The 25,281-nt window shown below is 60.5% G+C and carries 21 protein-coding genes; 12 read left to right on the top strand and 9 right to left on the bottom strand.

Annotated features, from left to right (window positions below; genetic code table 11):
- Positions 1 to 62 precede the first annotated feature (62 nt).
- The 8 genes from FIU93_RS29060 to FIU93_RS29025 all read right to left on the bottom strand — a co-directional run bounded on the left by FIU93_RS29060 (position 63) and on the right by FIU93_RS29025 (position 11,247).
- Positions 63 to 1,043, bottom strand: a complete 981-nt coding sequence (locus tag FIU93_RS29060) for an ABC transporter permease (protein ID WP_035907770.1) — start codon at positions 1,041 to 1,043, stop codon at positions 63 to 65.
- 131 nt (positions 1,044 to 1,174) lie between these two features.
- On the bottom strand, positions 1,175 to 3,262 hold the full coding sequence (locus FIU93_RS29055; protein WP_152507836.1) for a bifunctional sugar-binding transcriptional regulator/dihydroxyacetone kinase subunit DhaK: 2,088 nt from the start codon (positions 3,260 to 3,262) through the stop codon (positions 1,175 to 1,177).
- Positions 3,262 to 3,924 carry a dihydroxyacetone kinase subunit DhaL gene (dhaL, locus tag FIU93_RS29050; RefSeq protein WP_152507835.1) on the bottom strand — a complete coding sequence of 221 codons (663 nt, stop codon included), beginning with the start codon at positions 3,922 to 3,924 and terminating at the stop codon, positions 3,262 to 3,264. The genes FIU93_RS29055 and dhaL (FIU93_RS29050) overlap by 1 nt, the downstream gene beginning before the upstream one ends.
- Before the next feature lie 19 nt (positions 3,925 to 3,943).
- On the bottom strand, positions 3,944 to 5,680 hold the full coding sequence (dhaL, locus tag FIU93_RS29045; RefSeq protein WP_152507834.1) for a dihydroxyacetone kinase subunit DhaL: 1,737 nt from the start codon (positions 5,678 to 5,680) through the stop codon (positions 3,944 to 3,946).
- Positions 5,681 to 6,265: 585 nt separating this feature from the next.
- The gene (feoB, locus tag FIU93_RS29040; protein WP_152507833.1) at positions 6,266 to 8,647 is read right to left on the bottom strand and encodes a ferrous iron transport protein B; all 2,382 of its coding nucleotides are present in this window, start codon (positions 8,645 to 8,647) and stop codon (positions 6,266 to 6,268) included.
- Complete coding sequence (locus FIU93_RS29035) at positions 8,647 to 9,015, bottom strand: ferrous iron transport protein A (RefSeq protein WP_152507832.1); 369 nt, start codon at positions 9,013 to 9,015, stop codon at positions 8,647 to 8,649. The genes feoB and FIU93_RS29035 overlap by 1 nt, the downstream gene beginning before the upstream one ends.
- Before the next feature lie 139 nt (positions 9,016 to 9,154).
- Positions 9,155 to 9,736 (bottom strand): UbiX family flavin prenyltransferase, encoded by a 582-nt coding sequence (locus tag FIU93_RS29030; protein WP_152507831.1) that lies wholly within the window; start codon positions 9,734 to 9,736, stop codon positions 9,155 to 9,157.
- Positions 9,733 to 11,247, bottom strand: a complete 1,515-nt coding sequence (locus FIU93_RS29025; protein WP_286202469.1) for a UbiD family decarboxylase — start codon at positions 11,245 to 11,247, stop codon at positions 9,733 to 9,735. The genes FIU93_RS29030 and FIU93_RS29025 overlap by 4 nt, the downstream gene beginning before the upstream one ends.
- Positions 11,248 to 11,396: 149 nt before the next feature.
- Here FIU93_RS29025 and FIU93_RS29020 point away from each other — a divergent pair, with 149 nt between their 5' ends.
- From FIU93_RS29020 to FIU93_RS29005, 4 genes are read left to right on the top strand one after another with little or no spacing between them, the layout of a single operon-like run.
- Positions 11,397 to 11,954, top strand: coding sequence for an SCP2 sterol-binding domain-containing protein (locus tag FIU93_RS29020; protein ID WP_152507829.1), 558 nt, complete (start codon positions 11,397 to 11,399; stop codon positions 11,952 to 11,954).
- On the top strand, positions 11,951 to 12,961 hold the full coding sequence (locus FIU93_RS29015) for a peptidase U32 family protein (protein WP_152507828.1): 1,011 nt from the start codon (positions 11,951 to 11,953) through the stop codon (positions 12,959 to 12,961). The genes FIU93_RS29020 and FIU93_RS29015 overlap by 4 nt, the downstream gene beginning before the upstream one ends.
- A gap of 3 nt (positions 12,962 to 12,964) precedes the next feature.
- On the top strand, positions 12,965 to 13,876 hold the full coding sequence (locus FIU93_RS29010; RefSeq protein ID WP_152507827.1) for a U32 family peptidase: 912 nt from the start codon (positions 12,965 to 12,967) through the stop codon (positions 13,874 to 13,876).
- Positions 13,849 to 14,235, top strand: a complete 387-nt coding sequence (locus FIU93_RS29005) for a hypothetical protein (RefSeq protein ID WP_152507826.1) — start codon at positions 13,849 to 13,851, stop codon at positions 14,233 to 14,235. The genes FIU93_RS29010 and FIU93_RS29005 overlap by 28 nt, the downstream gene beginning before the upstream one ends.
- An 11-nt stretch (positions 14,236 to 14,246) precedes the next feature.
- Here the strand turns inward: FIU93_RS29005 and FIU93_RS29000 are convergent, their stop codons facing one another.
- Complete coding sequence (locus FIU93_RS29000; RefSeq protein WP_286202468.1) at positions 14,247 to 15,008, bottom strand: NnrU family protein; 762 nt, start codon at positions 15,006 to 15,008, stop codon at positions 14,247 to 14,249.
- Between the two features lie 250 nt (positions 15,009 to 15,258).
- Here FIU93_RS29000 and FIU93_RS28995 point away from each other — a divergent pair, with 250 nt between their 5' ends.
- The 8 genes from FIU93_RS28995 (at position 15,259) to FIU93_RS28960 (ending at position 25,280) form a co-directional block, all read left to right on the top strand.
- Positions 15,259 to 16,365 carry an NnrS family protein gene (locus FIU93_RS28995; protein ID WP_286202467.1) on the top strand — a complete coding sequence of 369 codons (1,107 nt, stop codon included), beginning with the start codon at positions 15,259 to 15,261 and terminating at the stop codon, positions 16,363 to 16,365.
- A 155-nt stretch (positions 16,366 to 16,520) separates the two neighbouring features.
- Positions 16,521 to 18,734, top strand: coding sequence for a NosR/NirI family protein (locus tag FIU93_RS28990; RefSeq protein WP_152507825.1), 2,214 nt, complete (start codon positions 16,521 to 16,523; stop codon positions 18,732 to 18,734).
- 30 nt (positions 18,735 to 18,764) lie between these two features.
- Entirely contained in the window at positions 18,765 to 20,675 is a 1,911-nt protein-coding gene (gene nosZ / locus FIU93_RS28985; protein ID WP_152507824.1) for a TAT-dependent nitrous-oxide reductase, read from the top strand.
- 3 nt (positions 20,676 to 20,678) lie between these two features.
- Positions 20,679 to 21,962 (top strand): nitrous oxide reductase family maturation protein NosD, encoded by a 1,284-nt coding sequence (locus tag FIU93_RS28980; RefSeq protein ID WP_173017454.1) that lies wholly within the window; start codon positions 20,679 to 20,681, stop codon positions 21,960 to 21,962.
- Positions 21,959 to 22,879, top strand: coding sequence for an ABC transporter ATP-binding protein (locus tag FIU93_RS28975; RefSeq protein ID WP_152507823.1), 921 nt, complete (start codon positions 21,959 to 21,961; stop codon positions 22,877 to 22,879). Before FIU93_RS28980 ends, FIU93_RS28975 begins: the two co-directional genes overlap by 4 nt.
- 3 nt (positions 22,880 to 22,882) lie before the next feature.
- On the top strand, positions 22,883 to 23,713 hold the full coding sequence (locus FIU93_RS28970; protein ID WP_152507822.1) for an ABC transporter permease subunit: 831 nt from the start codon (positions 22,883 to 22,885) through the stop codon (positions 23,711 to 23,713).
- A complete protein-coding gene (locus FIU93_RS28965; RefSeq protein WP_152507821.1) occupies positions 23,710 to 24,258 on the top strand; it encodes a nitrous oxide reductase accessory protein NosL in 549 nt (182 codons plus the stop codon). Before FIU93_RS28970 ends, FIU93_RS28965 begins: the two co-directional genes overlap by 4 nt.
- Positions 24,255 to 25,280 (top strand): FAD:protein FMN transferase, encoded by a 1,026-nt coding sequence (locus tag FIU93_RS28960; RefSeq protein ID WP_152507820.1) that lies wholly within the window; start codon positions 24,255 to 24,257, stop codon positions 25,278 to 25,280. The genes FIU93_RS28965 and FIU93_RS28960 overlap by 4 nt, the downstream gene beginning before the upstream one ends.
- Position 25,281: the final 1 nt, after the last annotated feature.

The following is a 25,281-nucleotide window of genomic DNA, read 5'->3' as shown; positions in this document are numbered from 1 at the left end:
TTTTAAAAGGGCTGTTCATTCTTGCGCCGCCCGGGATGCCCTCAGGCCCGCGGCGCATCCGTTCATTGCCTTGATGGCAACCAGATGCTGAAGTTCACGCGAGCCGAGGCCAGCAGGGCGAGCAGAAGGACACCCCAGGCAAGGTCGCGGAAGAAGTTCGAGATTCCGAGAAAGTTGAACAGGCTCGACAGGATCTGCAGCGCCGTTGCCGCAAGAAGAACGCACAGCACCTTGCCGTATCCGCCTTCCGGCTTCACGCCACCCAAAACCGCAATCAGGATCGCGATGAGGACATACGAGCTGCCGTAATCCCATTTGACGGAAAGATTGCGTGAAGCGATGACGACACCCGCGATAGAGGCCAGAATTCCGCAGATCGTATAGGTGATCACGATCATGCGGCGGGCTGGGATACCGCCATAGTGAGCGGCCTTGGCATTCGACCCGAGCAGCATCAGCTTCACACCGAAGGGCGTATAGCGCAGGACATAGGCAATCAGCGCGGCCACCACGACAAACAGCGTGAAGCACAGGGGAACGCCGAGAACGGGCAGGTTTCCAAAGCTGTCGAGCGGCGGAATATATCCGAGGCTGAGTGCCGATCCGTTGGTCAGCCAGACGGCGACACCGGTGAACAGCAGCTGGGTGCCGAGTGTCGCGATCAGCGGCGTCAGACCGGCAAAGGCGATGACTATTCCATTCAGAAGACCACCGACGAGACCGACCGCAATTGCAACGCCGGCGAACGTCCAGGAGAACAGCAGCGGATCGTCACCCGGCACGATAAGCGCACGAACGACCAGAAACGAAACGATGCCGGAAAGATTGGCCAGGGCGATGCCGGAAAGATCGATGCCGCCGTTCCCGGAGATCATGGCCAGGGTCACGCCAAGTGCCAGGAGGCCGAGCTCCGGTACCTGGGCAGCCATGATCTGCAGGTTATAGCTGTCGATAAAATTGGCACCTGCAAGCAGGGCACCGGTGACCAGCACGATCACATTGATCAGCGCCAAAAACACCGTCTGTCGGTCAGCTCTAGGCAACAATCTTTCCTCCCAGGGGCCGGAGCGTTTGCACTCCGGATCGTTAATTGTATTTAGACAAGGGTATCTGACAAATGTCAATCACTCTGATTCAAGGTTTGACAATTCACCTTTAACCCATTGTCTTTTCGTCACTTTCCACCCTTCTGCTCACCGAGTTCCGTCAGTGCAGGAGTGTGGCAGGGATGGTCGAGAAGGGTGATAAGCTCGTCGTCCAGCTTCATCAGCGAGAGCGACACTCCCTTCATGTCGAGCGAGGTGAAATACGGTCCGACGAAGGTGCGGTGAACGCCGATGCCATGCGCCTTCAGACGCTGGCGGACACGGCGTGCCAGAATGTAGAGTTCCATCGTCTGGGTGCCGCCGAGCGAGTTGATGAGCAGCGCCACGCGATCGCCGCGCACCGGTGCCATCTCGCTCAGAATGCGGTCCAGAAGCAGATCCGCGGCATCATCCGCCTTGACGATCTTTTGCCGCATCACACCGGGTTCACCGTGGATGCCGACCCCGATCTCCATCTCGTCCGGACCGACCTCGTAACTCGGCTGACGGGTATCGGGCAGCCTTACCGGCTCCAGGGCCAGACCCATCGTGTAGGTACAGTCGGCCGCCCGCCGCGCAACGATTTCGCAGGCCTCGAGCGAGGCATTGAGATCTGCCGCAGCCCCCGCGATCTTGAAAACGAAGACGTTGCCGGCAACACCCCGGCGCGACCCGCGGGCATCCGGTGGTGACGAGGCGATGTCGTCTGTCGTCACTACCTGACGAACACGAATTCCCTCCGCCGCTGCCATTTCGGCAGCCATGTCGAAGTTCATGACGTCACCGGAGAAGTTTCCGTAGATATAAAGAAGCCCGGCATCGCCATGAACTGCACGGCTCGCAGCCAGAATCGGATCAGGCGGCGGCGCGGCAAAGATGTTGCCCATGACGGCAGCATCAGCGCAGCCCTGGCCGACATAACCCCAGAACCCGGGGTCATGGCCCGAACCGCCCCCTATGACGATGCCGACCTTGCCGGACCTCGGCCCGTTCCGCGCCATCACGGCACGATGGGTCCCCGGCACCTTGGCAAGCAAGGGTTCATGCGCCAGCAGAAGACCGTCGATACTCTCGTCGACAATGTCCCGTGCTTCGTTGATCAGTTTCTTGTCGCCGCCGTGATGGACGCGCGGTGCAGCCCCGTCGACAACAGGGGCCGGGACTTGCGAACGCCGCTTCGGTTCCTGCCAGCCATCCGCCGTGAGCACACCTCTTGCACTGGCCGCATCGGTGATCAGCACATTGACGTATCCGCCGCGCAGCGCAGCAAGGATCGCCGAAACCTTTTCAATACCGCCGGCAACCGCAATGCGCTGCGGGATTGCCCGCAACGCTGCAAGATCAAGGCCGATCGTCCGATCGTTGACCGGACCGATGACCGGTTCCCCGCGTGCCGAGATGAAGCGCCCGCTGACGCTGCCGACTGCGTCCTGATAATGCGCTTGCTGGTCGACCCCGTCGAGAAAGCCGCTTGTGTGAATTGTGCTTTCCGGGCGCATCGACGAAATGCCCATCACGATGCGATTGGCTTCCGAAAGAACGACCATCTGCTCGGACAAGACGGTTTCGGCCAGCAGCCGTTCGCGCATTTCCGGCGAGGATACGATGGCAGGTGCCGACAGGGGCACCCAACGAGCCTCGAGCGCTTCGGCAAGGCGCGCGGCGCAGGCCTCCGGGGTCCAGGGTATACGCGCCGTCGTGCTGCCGGACGCCTGAACGACGCGAATGTCGGCAAGGCCCGGATGGTGCAATTCCTCGGCAAGGGACAGAACAGACCGGCCCCAGGCCACTGCAATCGTGTCGCCGGCGCGCACCAGCCTCTTGAGCACCTGCGCACCTGCAGCGCCGAGCCGTTCGAACAGCGAACGATCACCGCCTTCGCTGGGGATGACCAGGCAATCCTGCAGGTTGAAGCGGTCCTTCATGGCCTTTGCGATCATGACCGAACGGAAACGATCCGGTTCGATCTCGATATTGACCAGCCCACGCGTGCGCGCGTCGGCCAGATAGGTATTTACCGACGCCCGGGAAAGCCCCATGAGGTTAGCGATGTCCGCCTGGGTCATGCCGTCTTCGTAATAGAGCCAGGCAGCCCACAGCAGCGGATCGTCGCCGAACCGCATCGGCATTTCACTCAGGACGGCCTTGTCGGGTTTCCCGCCGGAACGCTTCACCATCAGCTTGCCTCCCCTTGCAGGAGGTTCGCGAGACCCTCGCGCAATGCGGCAATGATGATGACTGCGGAGGCGGCTCCCGGGTCGACATGCCCGAGCGATCTTTCACCCAGTCTTGCGGCCCGGCCAACGGAGGCGACCATGGCGCGCGTGGCTTCTCGCCCTTCGCTCGCCGCCTCCAGCGCGGCATCAAGGCAAGCAACCGGGCCTGCCCCGTTCAACTGTGCTTCTGTCACGGCACGCGCAGCCGGCCCCCAGGCGTCCAGCATGGTCTTGTCGCCAGGGGTCGCCTTGCCCCGTTGTGCAATCCCGTCGCAGAAGCAGACGACCATCTCCGGGAGACGATCCACCGGAATATCCTGCTGCGCATCAAAGGCCTGCCCAGCCCGAAGAAAGGCACTGGCATAGAGCGGGCCGGTCGTTGCACCGACGGCATTCAGGAACGAGCGTCCTGCAATCGGCAACAGGGCACCGGCCTTCACGTCCTGGTTTGCAGCCTCAACGCATGCGGTAACGACCGCGGCAAATCCGCGTGCCATGGTGTTCCCATGGTCGGCATCACCGATGGCGCCATCCAGGGCACCAAGTTCGGCACTTGCTTCGTCGATCCGCATCGAAACGATGCGGAGCAATTCGGTCATTTGCGTTGCGTTGAGGTTTGTCATGGTTCGTCTGCTGCTCCGTTTAGCCCAGCCTCTTTTCAAGTGAGTCGGCCAGTGCCACCAGGATAAGGCAGCAGGATGTCGCGCCTGCGTCCAGCACACCGCGCGATCGTTCACCCAGACGGCTGGCACGTCCGATCTTCGCGACCAGATCGATCGTGCTGTCACGTCCCTGTTCTGCGGCCTTGCGCATGGCGGCAAGGGCAGCAACGAACCCTTGCGATTTCGCACCGTCAAAGGCTTCGACCGCCGGAACAAGCGTGTCGATCAGTGTCTTGTCGCCGACCTTTGCCGAACCGGTCCGGCGGACGCCTTCAAGCGCGGCATTGAGAACGGCCGAGAACCCGTCGGCATCGATGGCGGGGCGCCCCTGAACAGTCGTTGCCATTTCCTGGAACATGAAGCCGTACAACGGCCCCATGGATCCGCCGATCTCGCTCATCAGGACATCGGACAGAACGCTCATCGCCTCATCAAGTGAAAGGGACTTGCCGGAAATACGCTCCGCGGCACGACCAAACCCCTTGGCCATGTTGATCCCGTGATCACCGTCCCCTATCAGACCGTCGATTTCGGAAAGATAGGCCTTGTTCGCGACGATCACCTCGGCAACTTCCGCCACGATCTCCTGAGATCCCGCAACAGGCACAGAAGGTCCCTCGATGGTGACATCCTTTGCGACGGTGGACCGCGCTTCTTTTCGGCTTCCCCGTGACCTGTGGGTCTGGGCGCCTTCGGTAACGTCCGGTGCTTCGACCTTCCCGGTCGACATGCCTGGTGCCTCGGCGGCCATGTCCAGCAACTCTTTGAGCTCACTGTCGAGCGCCATGACCGTCAAGGTCGCACCAATCATTTCCAGCGAGGTGAAGTAGTTGCCGACAAACGCCTTGTGAACACGAATGCCCTGCGCCTGGAGACGTGTCTCGATGCGGTTGTAGAGGACATATAGCTCGTTCACGGGCGTGGCACCGAGACCCGAAACAAGCACGGCGACTTCCGCACCGTCCTCAAGTCCGTGATCATCGAGAACGATCTTCAGCATGTCGTCGGCCACGGCATCGGCAGAAGCGAGCTTTTCGACACGAACACCGGGTTCGCCGTGGTGACCTATGCCGACTTCCATCGTACCGGCTTCGATCGAAAAGTTGGGATGACCCACAGCGGGCAAGGTGCAAGGCCCGAGACCCACACCAACGGACCGGCAGGCATCAATTGCCTTTTGCGCGGCCGCCTGCACTTCCGTCAATGACCCGCCGAGCGCAGCCTTCGCTCCGCCGATCTTCCACATGAAGATTTCTCCGGCGACACCCCGGCGCTTTTCCCGCTCGGCAAGCGGCGCAGAGCAGACGTCGTCGTTGGCAACCACCGTAACGACCTCGATGCCGTCGGGAGCCACCATTTCCTTGGCCATTTTCACGTTCATGTTGTCGCCGGCATAATTGCCATAAAGGACGGCGACACCCTTGCCGCCATCGGCGGCGCGGATCGCATCGGCAAAGCTCTTGGCGGTCGGTGAGGAGAACAGCTCGCCAACAGCGGTGGCGTCGACAAGGTTCCGGCCGGTGTAGCCGATAAAGGCCGGCTCGTGACCCGATCCACCACCAGTGACGATACCCACACGACCTGGCCGCGGCGCTGTGGTGGACACGACAACACGGTCGTTTTCCGGATCCAGCCGGACAAGGTCGCTATGCGCCCTCACGAAGCCGGCAACGGTCTCGTCCACGAGGTTGTCTGGGTCGTTGATAAATCTCTGCATTCTCTTTCCGCTTGAAAAAACGTCACAGAAGGGCTCAGCCCCGGAAGCCATGCGCGAGATGCCTTTGAACAAAGGTCCGCGCTCGGCCAACCGAAGTTTCCGAGACAAGAGTGACGCTGATTAGCTCCTCCCTGAGCCGCCCTGAACGTGCAGGTCCGGTCTTGATGGGCTCTATGCTTCATCCGTATTTTGTCATTTGTCAAGCAAGAGTCGAATAATATCAAAAATTGACATTTTCCGTGTCGAAACGCTGTCATCCAGCGACGCTACAGGATTGCAGCCGCAATCCCGGCCAGGGCCGGAACCGCATTCCCACTACCTAAAGTTTCGGTATCTGCACTTGTTTGGAGAACGAATTTCGATGCCATCACTTTGACCTGGCTCCGTCCAAATCGGCAGAACGGCGGGTAATGACCCACGGATCTAAGGCACTGATCTAAATGAGCATTCAGACATGCCCTTTGGCTGCTCTTATCAACGCAGGGAAGCGAAGGCCTTGCAGATGCCCACAGCATCGATCGCCTTTCGCCACCCTTCGAACGCCCGACGGCACAAATTGGCACTTTCTAGTTATGAGGGTAAAATTCACCCGGATGCGGAAGGTCGAAAATCCGTCTTGGAGGGACCACTTCTTCCAAGGGTCCGGCTTATGAAGAAGGTCAGTCCGATCAGTCCCGTCATGAGTGCCAGCCAGAAAAGGGAGCGGTCAGGGTGGCTGCCGATCTGGCTGAGCTGATAGGCGATCGTGGCACCGGAATAGGCAACAAACGTTGTCCATGCCGCAGCAAAGACGGCCCAACCGGCACCGATTTCCCGAGCAATCGCTGAAAGGGTCGCAACGCAGGGGATGTAAAGCAATACCGCCAGCATGTAGGCAAATGCAGCGCTCTGGCTGCCGAAATACCTGGACATTTCGGCAAAGACGGCTGGCTGGACGTTCTGTTCGCCTGCCGCAGCTTCGAAACTGGATATGTCACCGACATCCAGTCCAAGCGGATCAAGCAGGGCGTCCGCCAGGCCGAGCAGGGATTCGCCCAGGGCAAGCACCGTGGCTTGTGCGGTATCCATCGGATTGGGAACCACTTCACCTGCCGTTTCGCCGGAGGCGTAGAGAGCCTGCAGGGTTCCCACGACGGTTTCCTTTGCGAACATGCCGGTGAAAAGACCGACCGCTGCCGGCCAGTTGTCCGCACTGACGCCCATGGGTTCAAGAACGGGCGTAACCTGCCGGGCTGTGAGCGCCAGTATGGAGGTGCCATTGTCCTCATTGCCGAAGCTGCCATCGGGGCCGACGGAATTCAGAAACGACAGCAGCGCAACCACGATCACGATGGTTTTTCCAGCCTCGGCAACAAATTGCCGGATCCGGGCCCAGCAGAGCCGCAGGACCCTGGAAAGTGGTGGCATCTGGTAGATCGGAAGCTCGATTGCCAGAGGCCTGGGTCGCTGCAAGGTGAGCCGGGGAGCCAGCATCCAGCCGGTGAATAGCGCTGCCGCGATGCCGATCAGATAAAGTGCGAAAACGACATTCTGGCCCCCAACCGGGAAGAAAGCAGCGGCGAACAGCGCATAGACCGGAAGGCGTGCCCCGCAGGACATGAAGGGCGCCATCATCGAGGTCAAAATGCGCTCGGCGCGCGTGTCGAGTGTCCGCGTCGCCAGCACGGCCGGAATTGTGCATCCGAAACCGAGCACGAGCGGCAGGAAGGCGCGGCCCGACAGTCCCAGACGACGCATCACACGGTCCGCGACCACGGCGGCGCGGGTCATGTATCCGCTTTCCTCCAGAAAGATCTGGCACAGGAACAGGAACCCGACCACCGGCACGAAAGTCCCGACCGTCTGAATGCCGGTACCGATTGCGCCGACGGCAATGTCGAGGACCGTGCCGGACAGCCCCAGCTGATGGAAAACGAGCGCTGGTGTATCGACAAAGGCGGCCTGACCGAGGCCGTCGAACAGATCGATGAAGACGCCGGACACATTGATCGTCAGGAAGAACAGGAGATACATCACGCCAAGAAACAGCACCGGGCCGAACCATGGCGAAAGGGCGATCCGGTCGAACCTGTCGGACAGAAATCTGCGACCTGCAGGGGGCGGCATATCAATGCGGCGCGCCAGAAGGGTTGCCTGTGCGAGGGGCGCGTCCGCCAGATACTGGTCGAGCGGCACACCATCCACAGGTCCGGTCTCCTCGATCAAACGGTCACGGATTTCAAGAAGGTCTTGTCTCGCGCGTTTTTCCGTCAGCCAGTCCCGTTCCATCAACCGGCGCGATGCGGCAACGGTGTTGGCGTTTTCATATTCGGGCCTGCCGTCCAGAACCTGTTGCAACGCCTCCAAGGCATCGCAGACCTTGCCGGGCAAGGATATCTGCTGAGGAGAGGAAACGTGCTGCCGATCTTGCAGGCAACGTGCAAGCTGGTCATGGAGCTGATCGAGCCCGGAAAGTGTTCTGCCGGACACGGCAACAACTGGAACATTCAATTGTTCGCTCAGAATCCGCGCGGCTGCGTCCACGGCAGCCGACGTCCAGCAGTCGGCCTTCGTCAGAACCGCCACGACCGGCACGCCGTTGCCACGGGCCTGCAGCAACATGGACAATCCGCGATGCGGCGCGGACAGATCCACCGCAACGATCAGGGCATCGTGCGCCACGTTGACGAGAGCGTCTCTGGCAACCCTTTCATCTATCCGCTCCGCCTGGGGAGCGGACAGGCTCGAGATTCCCGGCAGATCGACGAATTCAACGGTCAGACCCTTGATGACAGCCGTTCCGCTTTTTCGATCGACAGTCACGCCGGGCCAGTTGCCGATCGTTTGCCGGGCACCGGTCAGCATGTTGAAAAGCGTGGACTTGCCCGAATTGGCAGGGCCGAGCAGAAACACCCGGTACTGGGCCGGCGCACAGGGCAGAAGGTCCCGCCGAACGCAACCGGGTGCGGCACAACTGGAACAGCCCATCAGACGTCCCTCCCCCGGAAAACGTGTTCGTGGGCCTGTTCCTTCTGGCGATTGCTGTCGCAACCGCAGCCGCAGTCACAAGGAGAGAGATGGACCGAAAAGGCCAGATCCGCGCCGATGGCGGCGCGAATATCGCCACATGCCACGATGCGCGGCCGCAAACCGTTGCCGCGAAGAAGATTGATGACCGCGTCGGGTGCAAGCCCGGCCGCAAGAAGTTCCATGCGCGAGTGGCGTGTCTCGCCCAGGCAGACAACATGATACGCCTTGCCCGGCACGGCATGCGCAAGCGTCAGAACATCCGCGCCATCGGCCGTCGGCGGCGGCGTTATTTGTCCACTTTCGGTTTGAAGGATTGGTTCAGACATTGGCAGGGCCCTTCTTGTTCCGAATAAGGGCGTAGCACCGGGAGAACCCGACCCAATTGACCATAGTCAAGTCTGACAGGGGGCTGGTCGCGGCGAAAGATCACAGATCGACCGGCAAAGGGCTGCCGGAGACGTAATTTCAGGCTGGTTCACCAGTCCATCGCCGCAGGCTGTCTCCCGGATCGATCCCCGCCGTTGCGAGCGCGCGAGCAGCAATCTGTCGGGTCATTTCCTCTATCGTTGAAAGGCCCAGATAAAACGGAGGCACCGGCGGTGCGACGATCGCACCCATGCGGGTAACCTTGAGCATTGCCTCCAGGTGCCCTTCGTGGAGCGGGGCTTCACGAGCCAGCAGGACAAGCTGCCTGCGTTCCTTCAGAGTGACATCTGCAGCACGCGCCAGCAGTCCCTCCCCCGTGCCGTAGGCGATGGCTGCGAGGCTGCGCATGGAACAGGGCGCGACGATCATGGCATCAACCTGAAAGGATCCGCTGGATATGGGTGCGGCGACATCCGAAGCGGCATATTCCTGCGTCGCGAGATCGTGGATTTCCCGGCGGGCCGCATCGCCCAACTCAAGCTGTATCGTCCGTTCCGCCGCAGCGCTCACTGTGGTGAAGGTGTCGAGCCTGAGTGCCTTGCACAACCGCAAAATTTCAAGTGAAATTGCCGCACCCGATGCCCCGGAAATGCCGACTACAAGTCGTTTGCGCCGGCTCATGGGTGCACCTCGGCCACAGGTGTCCGGCACAGCTGCGCGAAGAGGCTGTCAGCACGCGTTTCCATCTCCGCCGGCATGGTCAGTTTCTCCGCAAATATCCGTGTCGTCTCTGCGCCTGTCTTGATCGTCGCATCAATGCCAAGCTTGCCGCCCAGTCCTTCGCGCGGACTGGCAAAGTCCAGTTGATCGACCGGTGTGCCGGTCAGGACGAGCAGGTCGCGCTCCGGGTCAGACCGTGTCGCGACAGCCCACATGACATCGTCCCAGTTCCGGATGTCGATGTCCTGATCGACAACGATCACGTATTTGGTCATCGAGAACTGCGGCAAGAGTGACCAGAAGCCCATCATCGCCCTCCGTGCCTGACCGGGATAGGTCTTGGCCATCTGAAGGATCGCCACTCTGTAGGAGCAGGTCGCAGGAGGCAGATGGACATCGATAATTTCCGGAATTGCCTGTTGCAGCAGCGGGCGGAAGAGACCCGTCATGGCCTCGCCGATAACAGAGGGTTCGTCGGGCGCCCTGCCGGTGAAGGTCGACAGATAGACGCAGTCCCGGCGCATCTTCATGGCCGTCAGCCGGAACACAGGATAATCGGCGGCTTCGTTGTAGTAACCGGTGTGATCGCCGAAAGGTCCTTCCAGCGCCGTCTCTCCCGGCTGGACTTCCCCTTCCAGGACAATCTCGGAACTCGCCGGGACATGAAGATCGATCGTATCGCAGGGAGCAAGCTTTGATGGCGTGCCGTTGAAGATGCCGGCCAGCGCCAGTTCACTCACGTTTGCCGGGGCCGGGATAACAGACGCCAGCAAGGTTGCCGGATCACAGCCGATTACCACGGCAACAGGCATTGCCTCGCCTGACTGCTGCCACTGGCGGTAATGCTGGGCACCACCGCGAAACGGCAGCCAACGCAGGATTGCCCTGTCCTTGTCCAGCACCTGGATCCGGTAGATGCCGAGATTATAGCTCTTGGGGTCGTCCCTGCCGGGGCTACGGGTGACGACCATTCCCCAGGTGATCAGTGGTCCCGCATCGCCCGGCCAGCAGGTCTGGACCGGAAGCCGCGAAAGATCCGGCTCAACCCGCTGGAGTTCCTTGGGAACGCCAGTCATCTTCGGCCTTGAATTAAGCCCTGCCTTTGCTATCGGGATCAAGTGTCCAGCCTCCCGCCAGGAAGCGGGCGGCTGCGGACTGCGCAAGCTGGCCAGAAACTGTCCGAGGTCGGGCAGGTTTTCGGGGTGAAGACCCAGTCCGTTCGCAACGCGCTTCGAGGTGCCGAAGAGATTGATCAAAAGGGGTGCGGCAAAACCGCCCCGGTCTACCCGGACTGGATTGGAAACGAGGACCGCGGGACCGGCACTCCCGATCACCTTCTGATGCAACGCGGTCGCTTCAAGATGAACATCCACGGGGGTGCTCAGGGTCTTCAGATCGTCTTGACGACCCAGAAAATCCAGGAATTTCCGCAAGTTGGGAAAGGGAGGCAGGTCGCGACCGGTCTTTTGCATCGTGATTCCAGCAAGACATGCGCGTGTGGCAACACGCTGCTCAGAGTGTCCGGCGATATCGGCAGAACGACCGATGCCTGCCTTGATAATTGTCAAGTTGGCAAGGGGCGATGCCGGTCTAGGCTCCGCTCACAGAAAGTGAGATCCGGATGCAAACACACCCCTCTTCGGAAAGCCTGCCACCACTCGTTTCCTCCCTTGTTTCGCCCCTGCCGAAACCTCCAATGGAAGCGCTGTTGTCGACCCTCACGAAACGCCTCGTCGCACGCCGGCCGGATCTGATCCGCAGGCTCGGCGACGTTGTCCAGGTGCCGATCGCGATCGTTCCGGACGATTTGCCCCACGCCTTTCTTCTGTCACTGGACCCGGACAACTCCAGGGTCCGGATCTGTGACAAGAGCCGGGTCGGCGATGCCAGGGCGATCGTGCGCGCTCCCTTTCTGGTGCTGCTGGGGCTGCTGGACGGCACCTATGATGGCGACGCCCTGTTTTTCAGCCGTGATCTTCGTATCGAAGGCAGGACAGAGCACGTGTTGGCCCTGCGCAACACGCTGGAAGAGGCAGATCTCACCCCGGGCGAATTCTTCGGCCTGAGCGGACAATCGGCCGACTGGGTGAACACCATCAGCGACAAACTGCTGGGCCAGGTTCGTGCCTTTGCGCAAAAATCCGCCCAGGCTGACTGTTTCCGGCAGAAACTCTCATGAAATCACCTGAAGCAAAGGCGATGGAACTGGTTTGCCCGGCAGGAACGCCTGCCGCGTTACGCGCAGCAGCGGAAGCTGGGGCCGACGCGATCTATTGCGGCCTTGCAAACGAGACCAACGCGCGCAACTTTCCCGGGCTGAACTTCTCGCCGGAAGAGCTGGCGGAGGGCGTTGCCTTTGCCCACCGCAAGGGGTCCAGAGTGCTGGTCGCGATCAACACGTTTGCCCGGGCCGGAGATGTCGGTTTGTGGCGAGAGGCCGTTGATACCGCTGCGCAATGCAGGGCCGACGCCGTCATTGCCGCAGATCTTGCCGTTCTCGATCATGCGGCAAGCAACCATCCTGAACTGAGGCTTCATCTGTCCGTGCAGGCGGCCGCCAACACGCCCGAGGCGATCCGGTTCTATGCGGACACTTTCGGGGTGAAGCGCGTCGTCCTGCCAAGGGTGCTGTCGGTGCCTGAAATCGCGAGCCTGAACAAGGAAATCGACGTTGAAACCGAGGTCTTCGTTTTCGGCGGGCTCTGCGTGATGACAGAGGGCAGATGTTCGCTTTCCTCCTACGCCACGGGCAAGTCGCCGAACCTGACCGGCGTGTGTTCGCCGCCGGAACATGTCGACTACACCGAAGACGCCGACGGCAAACTTCAGGCCCGGCTCGGCGGGTTCACAATCGACAGTTTCGAGCAAGGCCAGGCAGCCGGTTATCCGACGCTCTGCAAGGGCCAGTTCACCGCGGAAGGCAAGACCGGCTACCTGTTCGAGGACCCGGTTTCCCTCAATGCCTTCGAGCTTCTCGGAGACCTTTCCAAAGCAGGTGTCACAGCGCTGAAAATCGAAGGTCGCCAACGCGGCAAGGCCTATATCGCGGGCGTCGTCGGCGCGTTTCGAAAGGCTGTCGACAGTCTTTCAGACGGCGGCGACCCCGGCCCGGCCATCGGCGCCTTGAAAGCCTTTTCGGAAGGCGGTCGTCAGACCGCAGGCTCCTACAAGAAAACATGGCGATAATAGATGCCGGATCATCCGAAAATTGAACTTGCGCTCGGGCCCTGTTTCTTCAACTGGTCTGCAGAGCGGCTTGTCGACTTCTACCGCGGCATCGCCGAGGAAGCGGACATCGACCGCGTGTATCTGGGTGAAGTCGTGTGCGGCAAGCGCATGCCGTTCACCGATGCGATCTGGCCGGACATCATGGAGATGCTGACCAAGACCGGTAAACAGGTGGTCCTGTCGGGGCTTGCGCAACCCGTCAACAAGCGGGAACGGGAGATCCTGCGCCAGCAGGCCGGTTATGACATGCCGATCGAGATCAACGATCTGTCGATGGTCCCGGGCCGTGCTGGCCAGGAATTCACGGCAGGCCCGTTTCTGAATCTCTATAACGAAGCCAGCCTCAGACTGCTTGCCGACAGAGGAGCCACGGCCTGGTGTCCTCCGGTCGAACTGCCTCTTGTTTCGATCCAGAAAATCGCCGCGCTCGTGCCGGAGGTGGACATTGAACTCTTTGCGTTCGGCAGGCTTCCACTCGCACTCTCGTCCCGTTGTTACCATGCAAGGGCACATGGGCTGCGCAAGGATGCCTGTCAGTTTGTCTGTGATCGCGACCCGGACGGAATGAACATCGCCACACTGGACGATCGCAGGTTCCTGGCGGCAAACGGAATTCAGACCCTGTCGGATGCCGTTCATGTTGCGGGCGTAACCAGCGGACAATTGCAGGCAACGGGTATCCGCCGGCTACGACTGTCTCCTCATTCGCTGGACATGGTGAAGGTCGCCGGCACATTCAGGCGTTTTCTGGATGGCGAGCTGACATGTGAAGACTTGAATGCAGAGCTCGCAGGCCAAGGCCTGCCCGGCCCTGTCTGCAACGCCTATCTCTCAGGAGATGCAGGATGGAAGACAGCAACACTCCCGGCCTGAGACCGGGCACCGAAGCGCGAAGCGAACCGTTTCCGGATGTCATCGAGCAGATCCACCGTGAACTGCAACGCCTGGACATGCCCTGTACGTGCAAGGAACAACTGGACCGGACGATCGTCGCCATAGAAACCTGGAGAACCCTCAAGCTGCAGAGGGACCTGACCAGCAATATCGAGACCGAGTATGCCCAGATGGCGTCCGGTATATCCTTCCTGAGCGATCTGGCGCTCCTCAGCCGCAAGCCGCTGTCACCGCAGGAAATGCTCGATCATGCCGAAAGCCTCAAGTTTCTGGCAGATATGGCGGATCGGTGTGCCCGGCGGCTGACGGAACTGGCCAGAATTTCCGGCAAGACCTGAAGACCGCTGCCTTACGGCATCAGCGTTGCCACGGGATCGACACCTGCAAACAAGGGGTGCGCGACAGCCAGGACAATGTAGAGCACAAACCCTGCCGTTGCCCTGAAAAGGATTGCTTGCCAGTTGACCGGAGCCACGCTGGACGAACGCTTCATGTCGGCAAGCAGGCAATTCCAGGTATTGCCCATTTCCCTTTGTTTGCGCCGATCGATCAGTTTCATGCCCGCCAGAGAGAAAACCGCAAACGTTCCGAACAGGATGACGTGTGCCAGATCTCCGTTCGGAACAACATGCGCTACCGACCACAGAAACGCAGCCACCAGGATCGGGTGACGGGTCAGGCCGACGATGCCTGGACGCTCGGGATCGAACCGGTTGTTGTGCCGCCCGCCGAAGGAGAACGGGTTTGGTGCACCAATCCCGAAGGCGATGATCAGACAGACGGGCAGCATCATCAATACGGGTACATAGGTCTGCCAGGTCTCCCAGGGCCAAAGCGCAACGTATGGCGCATCACGGGCTGCCACAATCAGCCACCACAGGATCCCCAGCGAAAGCAGCGAATAGCAGAGTGAAAACCCGCGCGGTGAGAGGAAGGCGACCAGAAGCGGACGAATCGGCGGCCTGACCAGAACCATGTGGGAGGCGAAGAAGACCAGGAAGGCCGCGATAAAATTGAGCCAGTTGAGGCTGAGCATGGCAGGGGCGCTCTCTACAGGAACACGTTTCCGGAGCCTGGCAGCTCCGTCAATATACATGACTCTTATAGTCATGAATCCAATCCGACTTGACGATGGTCAAGACACTTGCAGACCCGTCTTGGGATCATGAGCCAAGGGCCCTTCGGCCTGTTTCATCTTCAGCTGCATTTGCCGGTCTGCCGGCAGAAACACCCTGAAAGGCAAGCTCATGATGGCAACTCATCGTTTTGGGGCATTGGGCAGCCCTACCCGGATCCCGACAGTGTTGACCGCCGGGTTCAGGTTCTTTTTCCTCTCCGCAGGCATTTTTTCGGTATTTGCCATGCTCGCCTGGACAGTCTGGCTCGGTGTGCACGCCGCCGGAGGCACCTTTATCTCCACACCCATGGCCATGGCACCGCACCTCTGGCACGCGCATGAAATGGTTTTCGGCTATACGGCTGCCGTTATTGCAGGGTTCTTCGTGACAGCGGTGCCCAACTGGACCGGAACGAAGGAAGCCGGTTCGCTGTTTGTCATTGCCAGTGGCACGGTCTGGTTTGCCGGACGGTTTGCGATCTGGTTTTCCAACAGCATCGACCCGGTGATCGTTGCCGCGGTGGACCTTGCCTTTGTCCCGGTTCTCTCCACTGCCGTACTCGGGCGCCTTGCTCGCAAATCCCAGGCCCGCAACATGGTGTTTCTGGCCCTGCTGACGGCTCTCCTTAGCGGCAATCTGATGATGCATCTGGAGTGGATCGGCTGGACGGACGACACCGCCCAGGCCGGTGTTCGGATGGGAATATTCACCAGTACGGCCATGATCGCGATTATCGGTGGCCGGGTCGTGCCGGCGTTCACGCGCAACGCCCTGCTTCGGTCGGGCTATCAAGGGTCCCTGCCCGTGTCGCGTGTCTGGCTGGACCGGGCAGGTATCCTGCTTGTGCTGCTGACAGCTCTCGCATTCCTGCCGTTTGTGCCTGAGGTGTTGCGTGGTGGGCTTTGCCTGGCGGCCGGGCTGGTCACGCTATTACGTCTTGCCGGCTGGCAAGGCTGGGCGGCGCGAAGGGAACCGATCCTCTGGATCCTGCATGCCGCGTATCTACTGCTTGGGTCCGGGTATCTGGTTTACGGTGTGACTTTACTGACCGGCGAATACTCCGAAACGGCTGCCCTGCATCTGCTTGCTGCCGGAGCAATCGGCAGCATGACACTTGCAATGATGACGCGCGCCTCGCTCGGTCACGCGGGTTTGCCGTTGAAGGTGTCGAGGCCGATCGTGCTCGCCTATGTGCTTCTGATCGCCGCCGCGTTGGTGCGAAGTTTCGGGCTCAGCGCCCTCGGCTATTTCGAAACCATGCTGCTGTCGGGCAGTTTGTGGATCGTGGCCTTCGCTTTGTATGTCGGGGTCTATTTCCCGATCCTGACGACGCCTCGAATACGAAAATAACAATATTTTTCAAGGCGCTCGCCACAGGTGAGCGCCTTTTTTTCATTTCCTGAAAAATCAATTTCGACACGCTTGACTATCGTCAAGAAGTTCCAGGCCATGAAGGCCGACAACTAGCCCCAAGAGAAAACACACGACTTCTTGGAGCGCGTCTCGTGGGTCATCCCCGTCACATTTTTCTGTTCGCCTTCCTGAGCATCGCTGTCGCCCTGGGTCTGGTGGGAATCGCACCCGTCAAGGCAGATGAAGCGCTGGTCCAGCATTACCTCGACAAGGTAGCGCCGGGCGAACTCGTGCCGGGGGCCGAAACTTTCGGCCCGCTGAAGAACGATGTTCCGGTCGTGCCTGCCCTGAAAGGCAAAGACACGCTCGGCTGGGTTTACCTGACTTCGGATTTCGTCTCCACAACGGGCTATTCCGGCAAACCGATCCACACTCTTGTCGGGGTCGACAAGGACGCCGTCATCGCGGGTGTCCGACTGGTCAAACACTCCGAACCGATTGTCCTGATCGGAATTCCGGACAAGAAAATCCGTGCGGTCACGGAAGGCTATGCAGGTCTCGACCTGAAGGCGGAAGCCGCAAGTGGTGGCTCGGCACACGATCTCGATATCATTTCCGGCGCGACCGTGACCATCATGGTCATCGACGATTCCATCATCCGTTCGGGCCTGAAGGTTGCACGGACCCTAGGTCTGGGTGGTCTTGCTTCCGAAGTTGCGGAGAGTGGCCCGCAAAGGGAAGTCGATACCGGCAAGAAAGACATCAGTGACTGGATGACGTTGACCGGTGATGGCTCGGTACGGCGCCTCTCCCTGGATGTTGCGCAGATCAACGAATCCTTTGTGAGCCAGGGCGACAAACGTGCGGTCGACAGGCCTGAAAAAGGCCCGGAAACCGACACTTTCATCGACCTCTATCTCGCTCTTGCAGATGTACCTTCAATCGGCCTGTCGCTGTTGGGCGAAGCAGAATATGCCAACCTGATGGCACGGCTGAACGACGGCGACCATGCCATTCTTGTGGCCGGCCGGGGACGCTATTCCTTCAAGGGGTCCGGTTATGTGCGGGGCGGGATCTTCGACCGGATCCAGCTCATCCAGGACGATATCTCGGTTCGTTTCCATGACCGCCAGCACAACCGCGTCGGAACCATCGCCGCGGAAGGTGCCCCGGCCTTTTCCGAAATGGACCTCTTCATCATTCCGGCAGACTCAGGTTTCGATCCTGCCAAGGAATTCCGGCTGCAGCTGCTCGTGCAGCGCCCGGTCGGGCCGATCGAAAAGGTGTTCCTGACGTTCGACCTCGGATACCGGCTGCCTGACAGCTATCTGAAGGCCGTTGCACCAGCCGCAGCGCCTGCCGCAGCTTCGGGTCAATCCAGTGGAGCCGCAGCGGAAAAGGACACAGGTGTCCAGGCCCTCTGGAAACGGATCTGGAATGACCGCAAGACGGACGTTCTGATCCTTGGCGCTGCCATCGCCGTGCTCACGCTGGTGTTCTTCTTCCAGATGCAGGTGACCCGTAACGAGCGTTTCACCTTCTGGTTCCGCATCGGCTTCCTCACCTTCACGCTGGTCTGGCTCGGCTGGATGGAAAACGCCCAGCTGTCAGTGGTCAACGTGCTGGCCTTCTTCTCCGCCCTCACGAGCGACTTCAGCTGGGACGCCTTCCTCATGGATCCGCTGGTGTTCCTGCTGTGGTTCTCCGTGGCTGCTGCCCTTCTGTTCTGGGGACGCGGCGCCTATTGCGGCTGGCTGTGCCCCTTCGGCGCCCTGCAGGAGCTGACCAACCGTATCGCCAAGCTGTGCCGTATCCCGCAGATCGAAGTGCCGTGGGGTCTGCATGAGCGCCTGTGGCCGGTGAAATACATCATCTTCCTGGGTCTGTTCGGACTGTCGCTCTATTCACTCGATGTGGCCGAACACTATGCCGAGGTCGAACCCTTCAAGACGGCCATCATCCTGAAGTTCCAGCGCGCCTGGCCCTTCGTCCTGTTCGCAGTGGCCCTGCTGGCAGCCGGCCTGTTCATCGAGCGGTTCTACTGCCGGTATCTGTGCCCGCTCGGCGCGGCCCTCGCGATCCCGGCACGGCTGCGGATGTTCGACTGGCTGAAGCGGTACCGCGAGTGCGGCAACCCCTGCAATCGCTGCGCCAAGGAATGCATGGTCCAGGCCATCCATCCCGAAGGCCACATCAATCCCAACGAGTGCCTGAACTGCCTGCACTGCCAGGTTCTGTATCAGCACGACCAGAAATGTCCCGTTTGCATCAAGAAGCTCGCGAAAAGACGGCGGTTCGAGGTGCAGACCGGTCTCGTCAAGCCGGACACAAAAGCCAAGGCGGAAACGCCGGTGCCGGCCAAATAACCTTCAAAAGGCAACCTAAGGAGATCAGCCATGAAGGACACTCAAGAACAGCGCGGCGTATCCCGCCGGGATCTGTTGGGCGGATCAGCCAAGACCGCCATCGTCGCCGGAATGGGCGCAGTCGCCCTCAGCAGTGCAGACCTTGCATATGCGCAGGGAGACGGACAGAAGTTCGAACTCGCACCGGGTGAACTCGACGAATATTACGGCTTCTGGTCGTCCGGCCAAAGCGGCGAGTTGCGCATTCTCGGTTTCCCGTCCATGCGCGAACTGATGCGTGTTCCGGTGTTCAACCGTTGCTCGGCAACCGGTTGGGGTCAGACCAACGAGTCCCTCAAGATCCTGACGGAAGGTCTGCTGCCGGAAACCAAGGCGTATCTCGCGGCACAGGGCAAGGTCACCTATGACAACGGCGACCTGCACCATCCGCATATGTCCTTCACCGACGGCACCTATGACGGTCGTTACATCTTCGCCAACGACAAGGCGAACACGCGCGTGGCCCGCATCGATTGCACCACGATGAAGTGCGACAAGATCATCGAGATCCCGAACGCACACGACATCCACGGCATGCGGCCGCAGAAATATCCGCGCACGGGCTATGTCTTTGCCAATGGCGAGCATGAAGCTCCGCTGGTCAACGACGGCAAGATTCTTGACGATCCGTCCCAGTATTCCTGCCTGTTCACCGCCATCGACGGTGACGAGATGAAGGTCGCCTGGCAGGTGATCGTATCGGGCAACCTCGACAACTGCGACGCAGACTACCAGGGCAAATACGCCTTTTCGACCAGCTACAACTCGGAAATGGGCATGAACCTTGCCGAAATGACCGAGAGCGAACTGGACCATTGCGTCGTCTTCAACATCAAGGCGATCGAGGAAGCCGTCGCTGCGGGCAACTACCGGGAACTCAACGGTGTGCCGATCGTCGACGGCCGGAAAGAAGCCAATTCCCAGTTCACCCGCTATATCCCGGTTCCGAACAGCCCGCACGGCTGCAACGCGGCACCGGACAAGAAGCACATCGTCATCAATGGCAAGCTGTCGCCCACCTGCACGGTGATCGACGTGACCAAGGTCGACGCGCTCTTCTCTGACAATGCCGATCCACGCTCGGCTGTTGTCGCCGAACCTCAGCTCGGCCTTGGCCCGCTCCACACGGCTTTCGACGGCAAGGGCAACGCATTCACGACCCTGTTCCTCGACAGCCAGATCGTGAAATGGAACGTCGACAAGGCCATCCGCGCCTATGCGGGCGAAGAAGTCGATCCGATCATCTCGAAGGTCGATGTGCATTATCAGCCGGGCCACAACTCCACGTCCATGGGTGAAACCGCGGAAGCGGACGGCAAATGGCTGATCTCGATGAACAAGTTCTCCAAGGACCGGTTCCTGAACGTCGGTCCGCTGAAACCGGAGAACGAACAGCTCATCGACATTTCCACCGACGACATGAAGGTGGTTCACGACGGGCCGACGTTCGCCGAGCCGCATGACAGCATCATCGTGCATGCGTCGAAGCTGAATCCGGCAACTGTCTGGGATCGCAACCATCACTGGTTTGACGATGCCAAGAAACAGGCTGCCGCCGACGGCGTCGAGCTGGAATATGCCGCGGATGTCATCCGCGACGGCAACAAGGTGCGTGTCTACATGCACTCGGTCGCGCCGACATTCAGCCTCGAGAAGTTCACGGTAAAGCAGGGCGACGAAGTCACCATCTACGTCACCAACATCGATGATATCGATGACCTGACCCATGGCTTCTGCCTGTCCAACTATGGCATCGCCATGGAAGTTGGTCCGCAGGCGACCGCGTCGGTCACCTTTGTTGCCGAACGCCCGGGCGTCCATTGGTACTATTGCCAGTGGTTCTGCCATGCGCTGCACATGGAAATGCGCGGCCGGATGTTCGTGGAACCGAGGAACGCCTGAGCCATGCACCGCGCCTTTTTCAGATCACTGGCCCTTTCCACCGCTGCTGTGGCGAGCCTGACCGTCTGCGGTCCGCTACAGGCGGAAGAATGGCAGGTACCAGCCGAAAAGGGCGCCTTGCAGCAGGTTCTTCAACAAGCGCAGGCCGGGGACATTCTCCGGCTTGCACCCGGCAAGCATGAGGGCCCCGTGGTTCTCGACAAACCCTTGACGCTGAGTGGAGCGGGCAAGGCCGGCATTGCCGGCAACGGCACAGGTAGCGTTGTCACCATCAACGCACCGGACAGTGTCGTGGAAGGGTTGGAACTGACCGGGTCCGGCCTGTCTCAGGACACGCTGGATGCGGGCGTCAAGCTGTCCAAGACCGCGCATCGCGCCATCGTGCGTGACAACCGGATCCTCGACAATCTGACAGGTGTCGATGTTCATGGTGCGCGCAACGCAACAGTTTCGAACAATCTCATCGAAGGCCGTCAGGACCTGCGCATGAACGAGCGCGGCAACGGCATCTACGTCTGGAACGCGCCTGATCTTCTGGCTGAATACAACACGATCCGCTACGGCCGCGACGGCATCTTCGTCAACACCAGTCCCAAGGACACCTTCCGCAACAACCGGTTCGAAGACCTGCGTTTTGCCGTTCATTACATGCACGGCAACAACGGTGTCATCGAGAACAACGTTTCTGAAGGCAACGACATCGGCTACGCGCTGATGTTTTCCGACCGGCTGAAGGTACGCAACAACGTCTCGATCGGCGACCGCAATCACGGCCTCATGCTCAACTACGCCAATCACGCCGAGATTTCCGGCAACCAGGTTGAAGGCGGCGGCGAGAAGTGCCTGTTCATGTACAACGCCAACAAGAACACGGTGACAGACAACAGCTTCGAAGGCTGCCCCATCGGTGTTCACTTCACCGCGGGTTCTGCAAATAACGCCTTCAAGGGCAATGCCTTCATCGCCAACAAGACCCAGGTGAAATACGTCGGCAGCCGCCAGCTAGACTGGAGCACGGACGGGCGCGGCAACTACTGGAGCGACCACCCAGCCTTCGACATGAACGGCGACGGCATTGCCGACACCGCCTACCGGCCCAACGACATGGTCGACCAGGTCCTCTGGACCCAACCTTCCGCCAAGCTTCTGGTCGGCAGTCCGGCTGTTCAGCTGCTGCGGTGGACCCAATCTCAATTTCCGGCGCTGCTGCCAGGCGGCATCGTCGATAACGCCCCACTGATGCATCCGCCGGTGCGGGCGACACCGAATTCGGGAGTTCAAGGATGACCGAAACGTCCCTTTCTGCACCGACCCTCCGCGTGGACGGCGTCTGCAAGACCTTTTCCGGGCACAAGGCCGTCGATGACGTGTCTTTTTCCCTGAACGCAGGTGAACGTGTTGCCATGCTCGGGCACAACGGCGCCGGCAAGACCACACTGTTCAAGATCGTGCTCGGGTTTCTGAAGCGCGACCATGGAGACGTCGCCGTCATGGGAGCTGCCCCCGGCAGTCACGATGCCCGTGTCGGCACGGCCTATCTGCCGGAATCAGTCGCCTTTCCCGCCTCGCTCACCGGCAAGGAAGTGCTGACCTTCTACGCGAGACTGAAAGGCGAAAGCCCGGCCAGGGCCTTGCCGCTGCTCGAAAGGGTTGGCCTGGCGGAGGCTGCAAAACGGCGGGTCGGCACCTATTCCAAGGGCATGCGTCAACGCCTTGGTCTTGCCCAGGCTCTTGTCGGGAGACCTCGGTTGATCCTGCTCGACGAACCGACGACAGGCCTTGATCCGATCTCCCGGCAGACGGTCTATGAACTGATCGGTGAAATCGCTGGTCAGGGAACGACGGTGCTGCTGTCGTCTCACGCCCTCACCGAGCTGGAGGCACGGACAGACCGGATCCTGATCCTGTCGAAAGGCCGGCTCGTCGCGGACGATGTGCTGAGCCGCCTGCGCGCCCAGGCAGGGCTGCCGATCAGGCTGAAGGTCTGGACCAGGCCCGAAGATCTTGCCCATGTCTCCGAAAGCCTCGGCGGCGGGCAGATGAACGGACGTTCGGTCGAGTTCAACTGCAACGCGGACGACAAGGTCAAAGCTCTTTCGGCAATCAGCGCACTCGGCAACCTGGTTGAGGATATCGATGTGCACGCGCCAAGCCTCGACGACGTTTACCGGTATTTTTCCAGCTCCGCTGGCAAGGAGGCCTGAACCATGTTCTCCAGAATCCTCACCGTAGCAGGACAAGAAATCCGAATTGGTATCCGCAACAGGTGGATCCTGCTTGCAGCGATGATCCTCGCCGTGTTCTCGCTGGCGCTCGCCCTGCTCGGCTCGGCACCAGCCGGAACGCTCGGCGTCGACCGCCTGACCATTACCGTTGCCTCTTTGGCCAGTCTGTCGGTCTATCTCGTGCCATTGATCGCCCTGCTGCTCGCATTCGACGCCATCTGCGGCGAGATCGAACGCGGTACTTTGCTGATGACGCTGTCCTGCCCGATCTCCCGTGTCGAATTTCTGATCGGCAAGGCCGTCGGCCACACACTGGTTCTGTCGTTCGCACTGGTTGTCGGCTACGGCCTGACCGCCGGGTTGCTTGTGGCAGCGGGTTTCGGCTCCCTCTCGGGCCTTGCGGATTTTGCGCGTCTGATCGCAACCTCGATCCTGCTCGGCGTCTGCTTTCTCGCCACGGGCTACGTTCTGAGTTCACTGACACGCCAGTCGCGCACTGCGGCGGCGGCTTCGGTTGCCGTGTGGCTTATGCTGGTCGTCCTGTATGACCTTGCGCTGCTTGGCGCGCTGGTCGCAAACCCAAGCGGTGTCTTCGCGTCCGACGTCTTCCCGTACGCCATCCTGCTCAACCCTGCCGACGCCTTCCGTCTGTTCAACCTGGCCGCCCTCGGCGCAAGCGATCTGGTGGGCGGCATGGCCGGGGTGGCAGACACGCTGCCTTTCGACCCCTTGCTCGCCCTTGGCTCCCTGGCCGCATTTGCCGGCCTGGCCATGGCTGGCTCCGCACTTCTGATAAAAAGGATTGCGCCATGAAACGCGCGCTCATTTCGATATTCATGCTCGGGTTCCTGGCTGCCTGCCAGGAAGAGGTTCAGATTGCCAAACCCGATGCCGTGCATCTGACACCGGAAGCGGCTGGTCACTACTGCCAGATGACCGTTCTGGAACATGACGGCCCCAAGGCGCAGATCCATCTGGCAGGAAATCCCAATCCGCTCTGGTTCACACAGGTCCGCGATGCGGTTGCCTTCCTGCGTTCTCCCGAAGAGCCGAAGGATATAGCTGCCGTTTATGTCAATGACATGGAGCGCGCAGAAAGCTGGACCCAGCCCGGTACCGACAACTGGATCGATCTGGATGGGGCCTGGTTTGTCATCGGCAGCAACGTGGCAGGCGGCATGGGCGCCCCGGAAGCAATTCCCTTTGGCACGCAGGCCGGAGCGGATGCGTTCGCACGGGACAACAAGGGCCGCGTCGTCCGCGCCGAAGACATCCCGACCGACTACGTTCTGGGGGCCGTCGATGTGTCCGCCGCCACCTCGGTCCCCATGTCTGTAAAACACGGGGCTGCGCAATGACACATGCAACCATCAATCAACCACCCATGAACCGCAGGCGTTTCCTGCGGATCTGCGCCGCCGGTGTTGCTGGCCTTGCATTGCCCGCAAGCGGAGCAATGGCAGGTGCAGAGGCCCAATTGTACCGCTGGCGCGGCATTGCGCTCGGCGCTGGGGCCGAGATCGATATCCTGCATGAAAGCGCAAGCGAAGCGAAACGCCTGTTCACCAAGGTGGAAGCGGAAATCCGCAGGCTGGAAGCGATCTTCAGTCTCTACCAACCGGACAGCGAGCTGGTCCGGCTGAATGCCAACGGACGGCTTTCGGCGCCTTCTCTGGAAATGGTCGATCTGCTCGGCCTGTGCGACAGGATACACGCCGCGACTGAAGGAGCCTTCGACACGACCATTCAACCATTGTGGGCCTATTACGCCAGGCAGGCGTCCGGCGACACCGGAGAAGATCTTGCAACTGCCCGAAGCCGCACAGGCTTCAGACACGTCGTTTATGGCCCGGGCGAGATCCGCTTTGCGCAAAAAGGCATGTCCATGTCCTTCAACGGCATTGCCCAAGGCTACATCACGGACAGGGTGACGGCCCTGCTAGCCGCGAAGGGATGCACGAACATGGTGGTCGACCTCGGTGAGATCGTCACCAGAGGCGGGCCGGATGAAGAACCTGCTCTTGACGCAGGCGCTCACCGTGGCTGGCCAGTGACCTTGCAGCCAGTGGCCGAAAGCGCAGAGGCGAAGACCAGGATCAGATTGACGAACGCCGCAGTCGCCAGTTCCGCGCGGCTCGGAACGACCTTCGATCAGGCCGGCCGGCGCTCCCACATCATCGATCCGCGAACCGGCCTGCCGGTTGCGGGTGCAGTAGATGGCGCCAGCGTCATAGCTCCGGCCGCAGCCCTCGCCGATGGCCTGTCCACGGCCGCATTGGTGCTTGAAGAGAACCACCTTTGCAGAGCCCTTACCGACTTTCCGGCAACAAGCGCCTTCGTGGTGCGCCGCGATGGTTCGACAGGGTGGCTGAGGGCTTGAG

The organism is Labrenzia sp. THAF35 (genome assembly GCF_009363595.1).
Taxonomy (GTDB): domain Bacteria; phylum Pseudomonadota; class Alphaproteobacteria; order Rhizobiales; family Stappiaceae; genus Roseibium; species Roseibium algicola.
Note: the sequence above shows the minus strand (reverse complement) of the source record. Positions and strands in the feature narration are given on the sequence as shown.

What these genes read in the sequence shown, in the direction of transcription:
- FIU93_RS29055 (WP_152507836.1), bottom strand. Translation starts at nt 3,262, where the DNA reads ATGGTGAAGCGTTCCGGCGGGAAACCCGACAAGGCCGTCCTGAGTGAA.
- dhaL (WP_152507835.1), bottom strand. Translation starts at nt 3,924, where the DNA reads ATGACAAACCTCAACGCAACGCAAATGACCGAATTGCTCCGCATCGTT.
- dhaL (WP_152507834.1), bottom strand. Translation starts at nt 5,680, where the DNA reads ATGCAGAGATTTATCAACGACCCAGACAACCTCGTGGACGAGACCGTT.
- feoB (WP_152507833.1), bottom strand. Translation starts at nt 8,647, where the DNA reads ATGGGCTGTTCCAGTTGTGCCGCACCCGGTTGCGTTCGGCGGGACCTT.
- FIU93_RS29035 (WP_152507832.1), bottom strand. Translation starts at nt 9,015, where the DNA reads ATGTCTGAACCAATCCTTCAAACCGAAAGTGGACAAATAACGCCGCCG.
- FIU93_RS29030 (WP_152507831.1), bottom strand. Translation starts at nt 9,736, where the DNA reads ATGAGCCGGCGCAAACGACTTGTAGTCGGCATTTCCGGGGCATCGGGT.
- FIU93_RS29025 (WP_286202469.1), bottom strand. Translation starts at nt 11,247, where the DNA reads ATGCAAAAGACCGGTCGCGACCTGCCTCCCTTTCCCAACTTGCGGAAA.
- FIU93_RS29020 (WP_152507829.1), top strand. Translation starts at nt 11,397, where the DNA reads ATGCAAACACACCCCTCTTCGGAAAGCCTGCCACCACTCGTTTCCTCC.
- FIU93_RS29015 (WP_152507828.1), top strand. Translation starts at nt 11,951, where the DNA reads ATGAAATCACCTGAAGCAAAGGCGATGGAACTGGTTTGCCCGGCAGGA.
- FIU93_RS29010 (WP_152507827.1), top strand. Translation starts at nt 12,965, where the DNA reads ATGCCGGATCATCCGAAAATTGAACTTGCGCTCGGGCCCTGTTTCTTC.
- FIU93_RS29005 (WP_152507826.1), top strand. Translation starts at nt 13,849, where the DNA reads ATGGAAGACAGCAACACTCCCGGCCTGAGACCGGGCACCGAAGCGCGA.
- FIU93_RS29000 (WP_286202468.1), bottom strand. Translation starts at nt 15,008, where the DNA reads ATGACTATAAGAGTCATGTATATTGACGGAGCTGCCAGGCTCCGGAAA.
- FIU93_RS28995 (WP_286202467.1), top strand. Translation starts at nt 15,259, where the DNA reads ATGCTCGCCTGGACAGTCTGGCTCGGTGTGCACGCCGCCGGAGGCACC.
- nosZ (WP_152507824.1), top strand. Translation starts at nt 18,765, where the DNA reads ATGAAGGACACTCAAGAACAGCGCGGCGTATCCCGCCGGGATCTGTTG.
- FIU93_RS28980 (WP_173017454.1), top strand. Translation starts at nt 20,679, where the DNA reads ATGCACCGCGCCTTTTTCAGATCACTGGCCCTTTCCACCGCTGCTGTG.
- FIU93_RS28975 (WP_152507823.1), top strand. Translation starts at nt 21,959, where the DNA reads ATGACCGAAACGTCCCTTTCTGCACCGACCCTCCGCGTGGACGGCGTC.
- FIU93_RS28970 (WP_152507822.1), top strand. Translation starts at nt 22,883, where the DNA reads ATGTTCTCCAGAATCCTCACCGTAGCAGGACAAGAAATCCGAATTGGT.
- FIU93_RS28965 (WP_152507821.1), top strand. Translation starts at nt 23,710, where the DNA reads ATGAAACGCGCGCTCATTTCGATATTCATGCTCGGGTTCCTGGCTGCC.
- FIU93_RS28960 (WP_152507820.1), top strand. Translation starts at nt 24,255, where the DNA reads ATGACACATGCAACCATCAATCAACCACCCATGAACCGCAGGCGTTTC.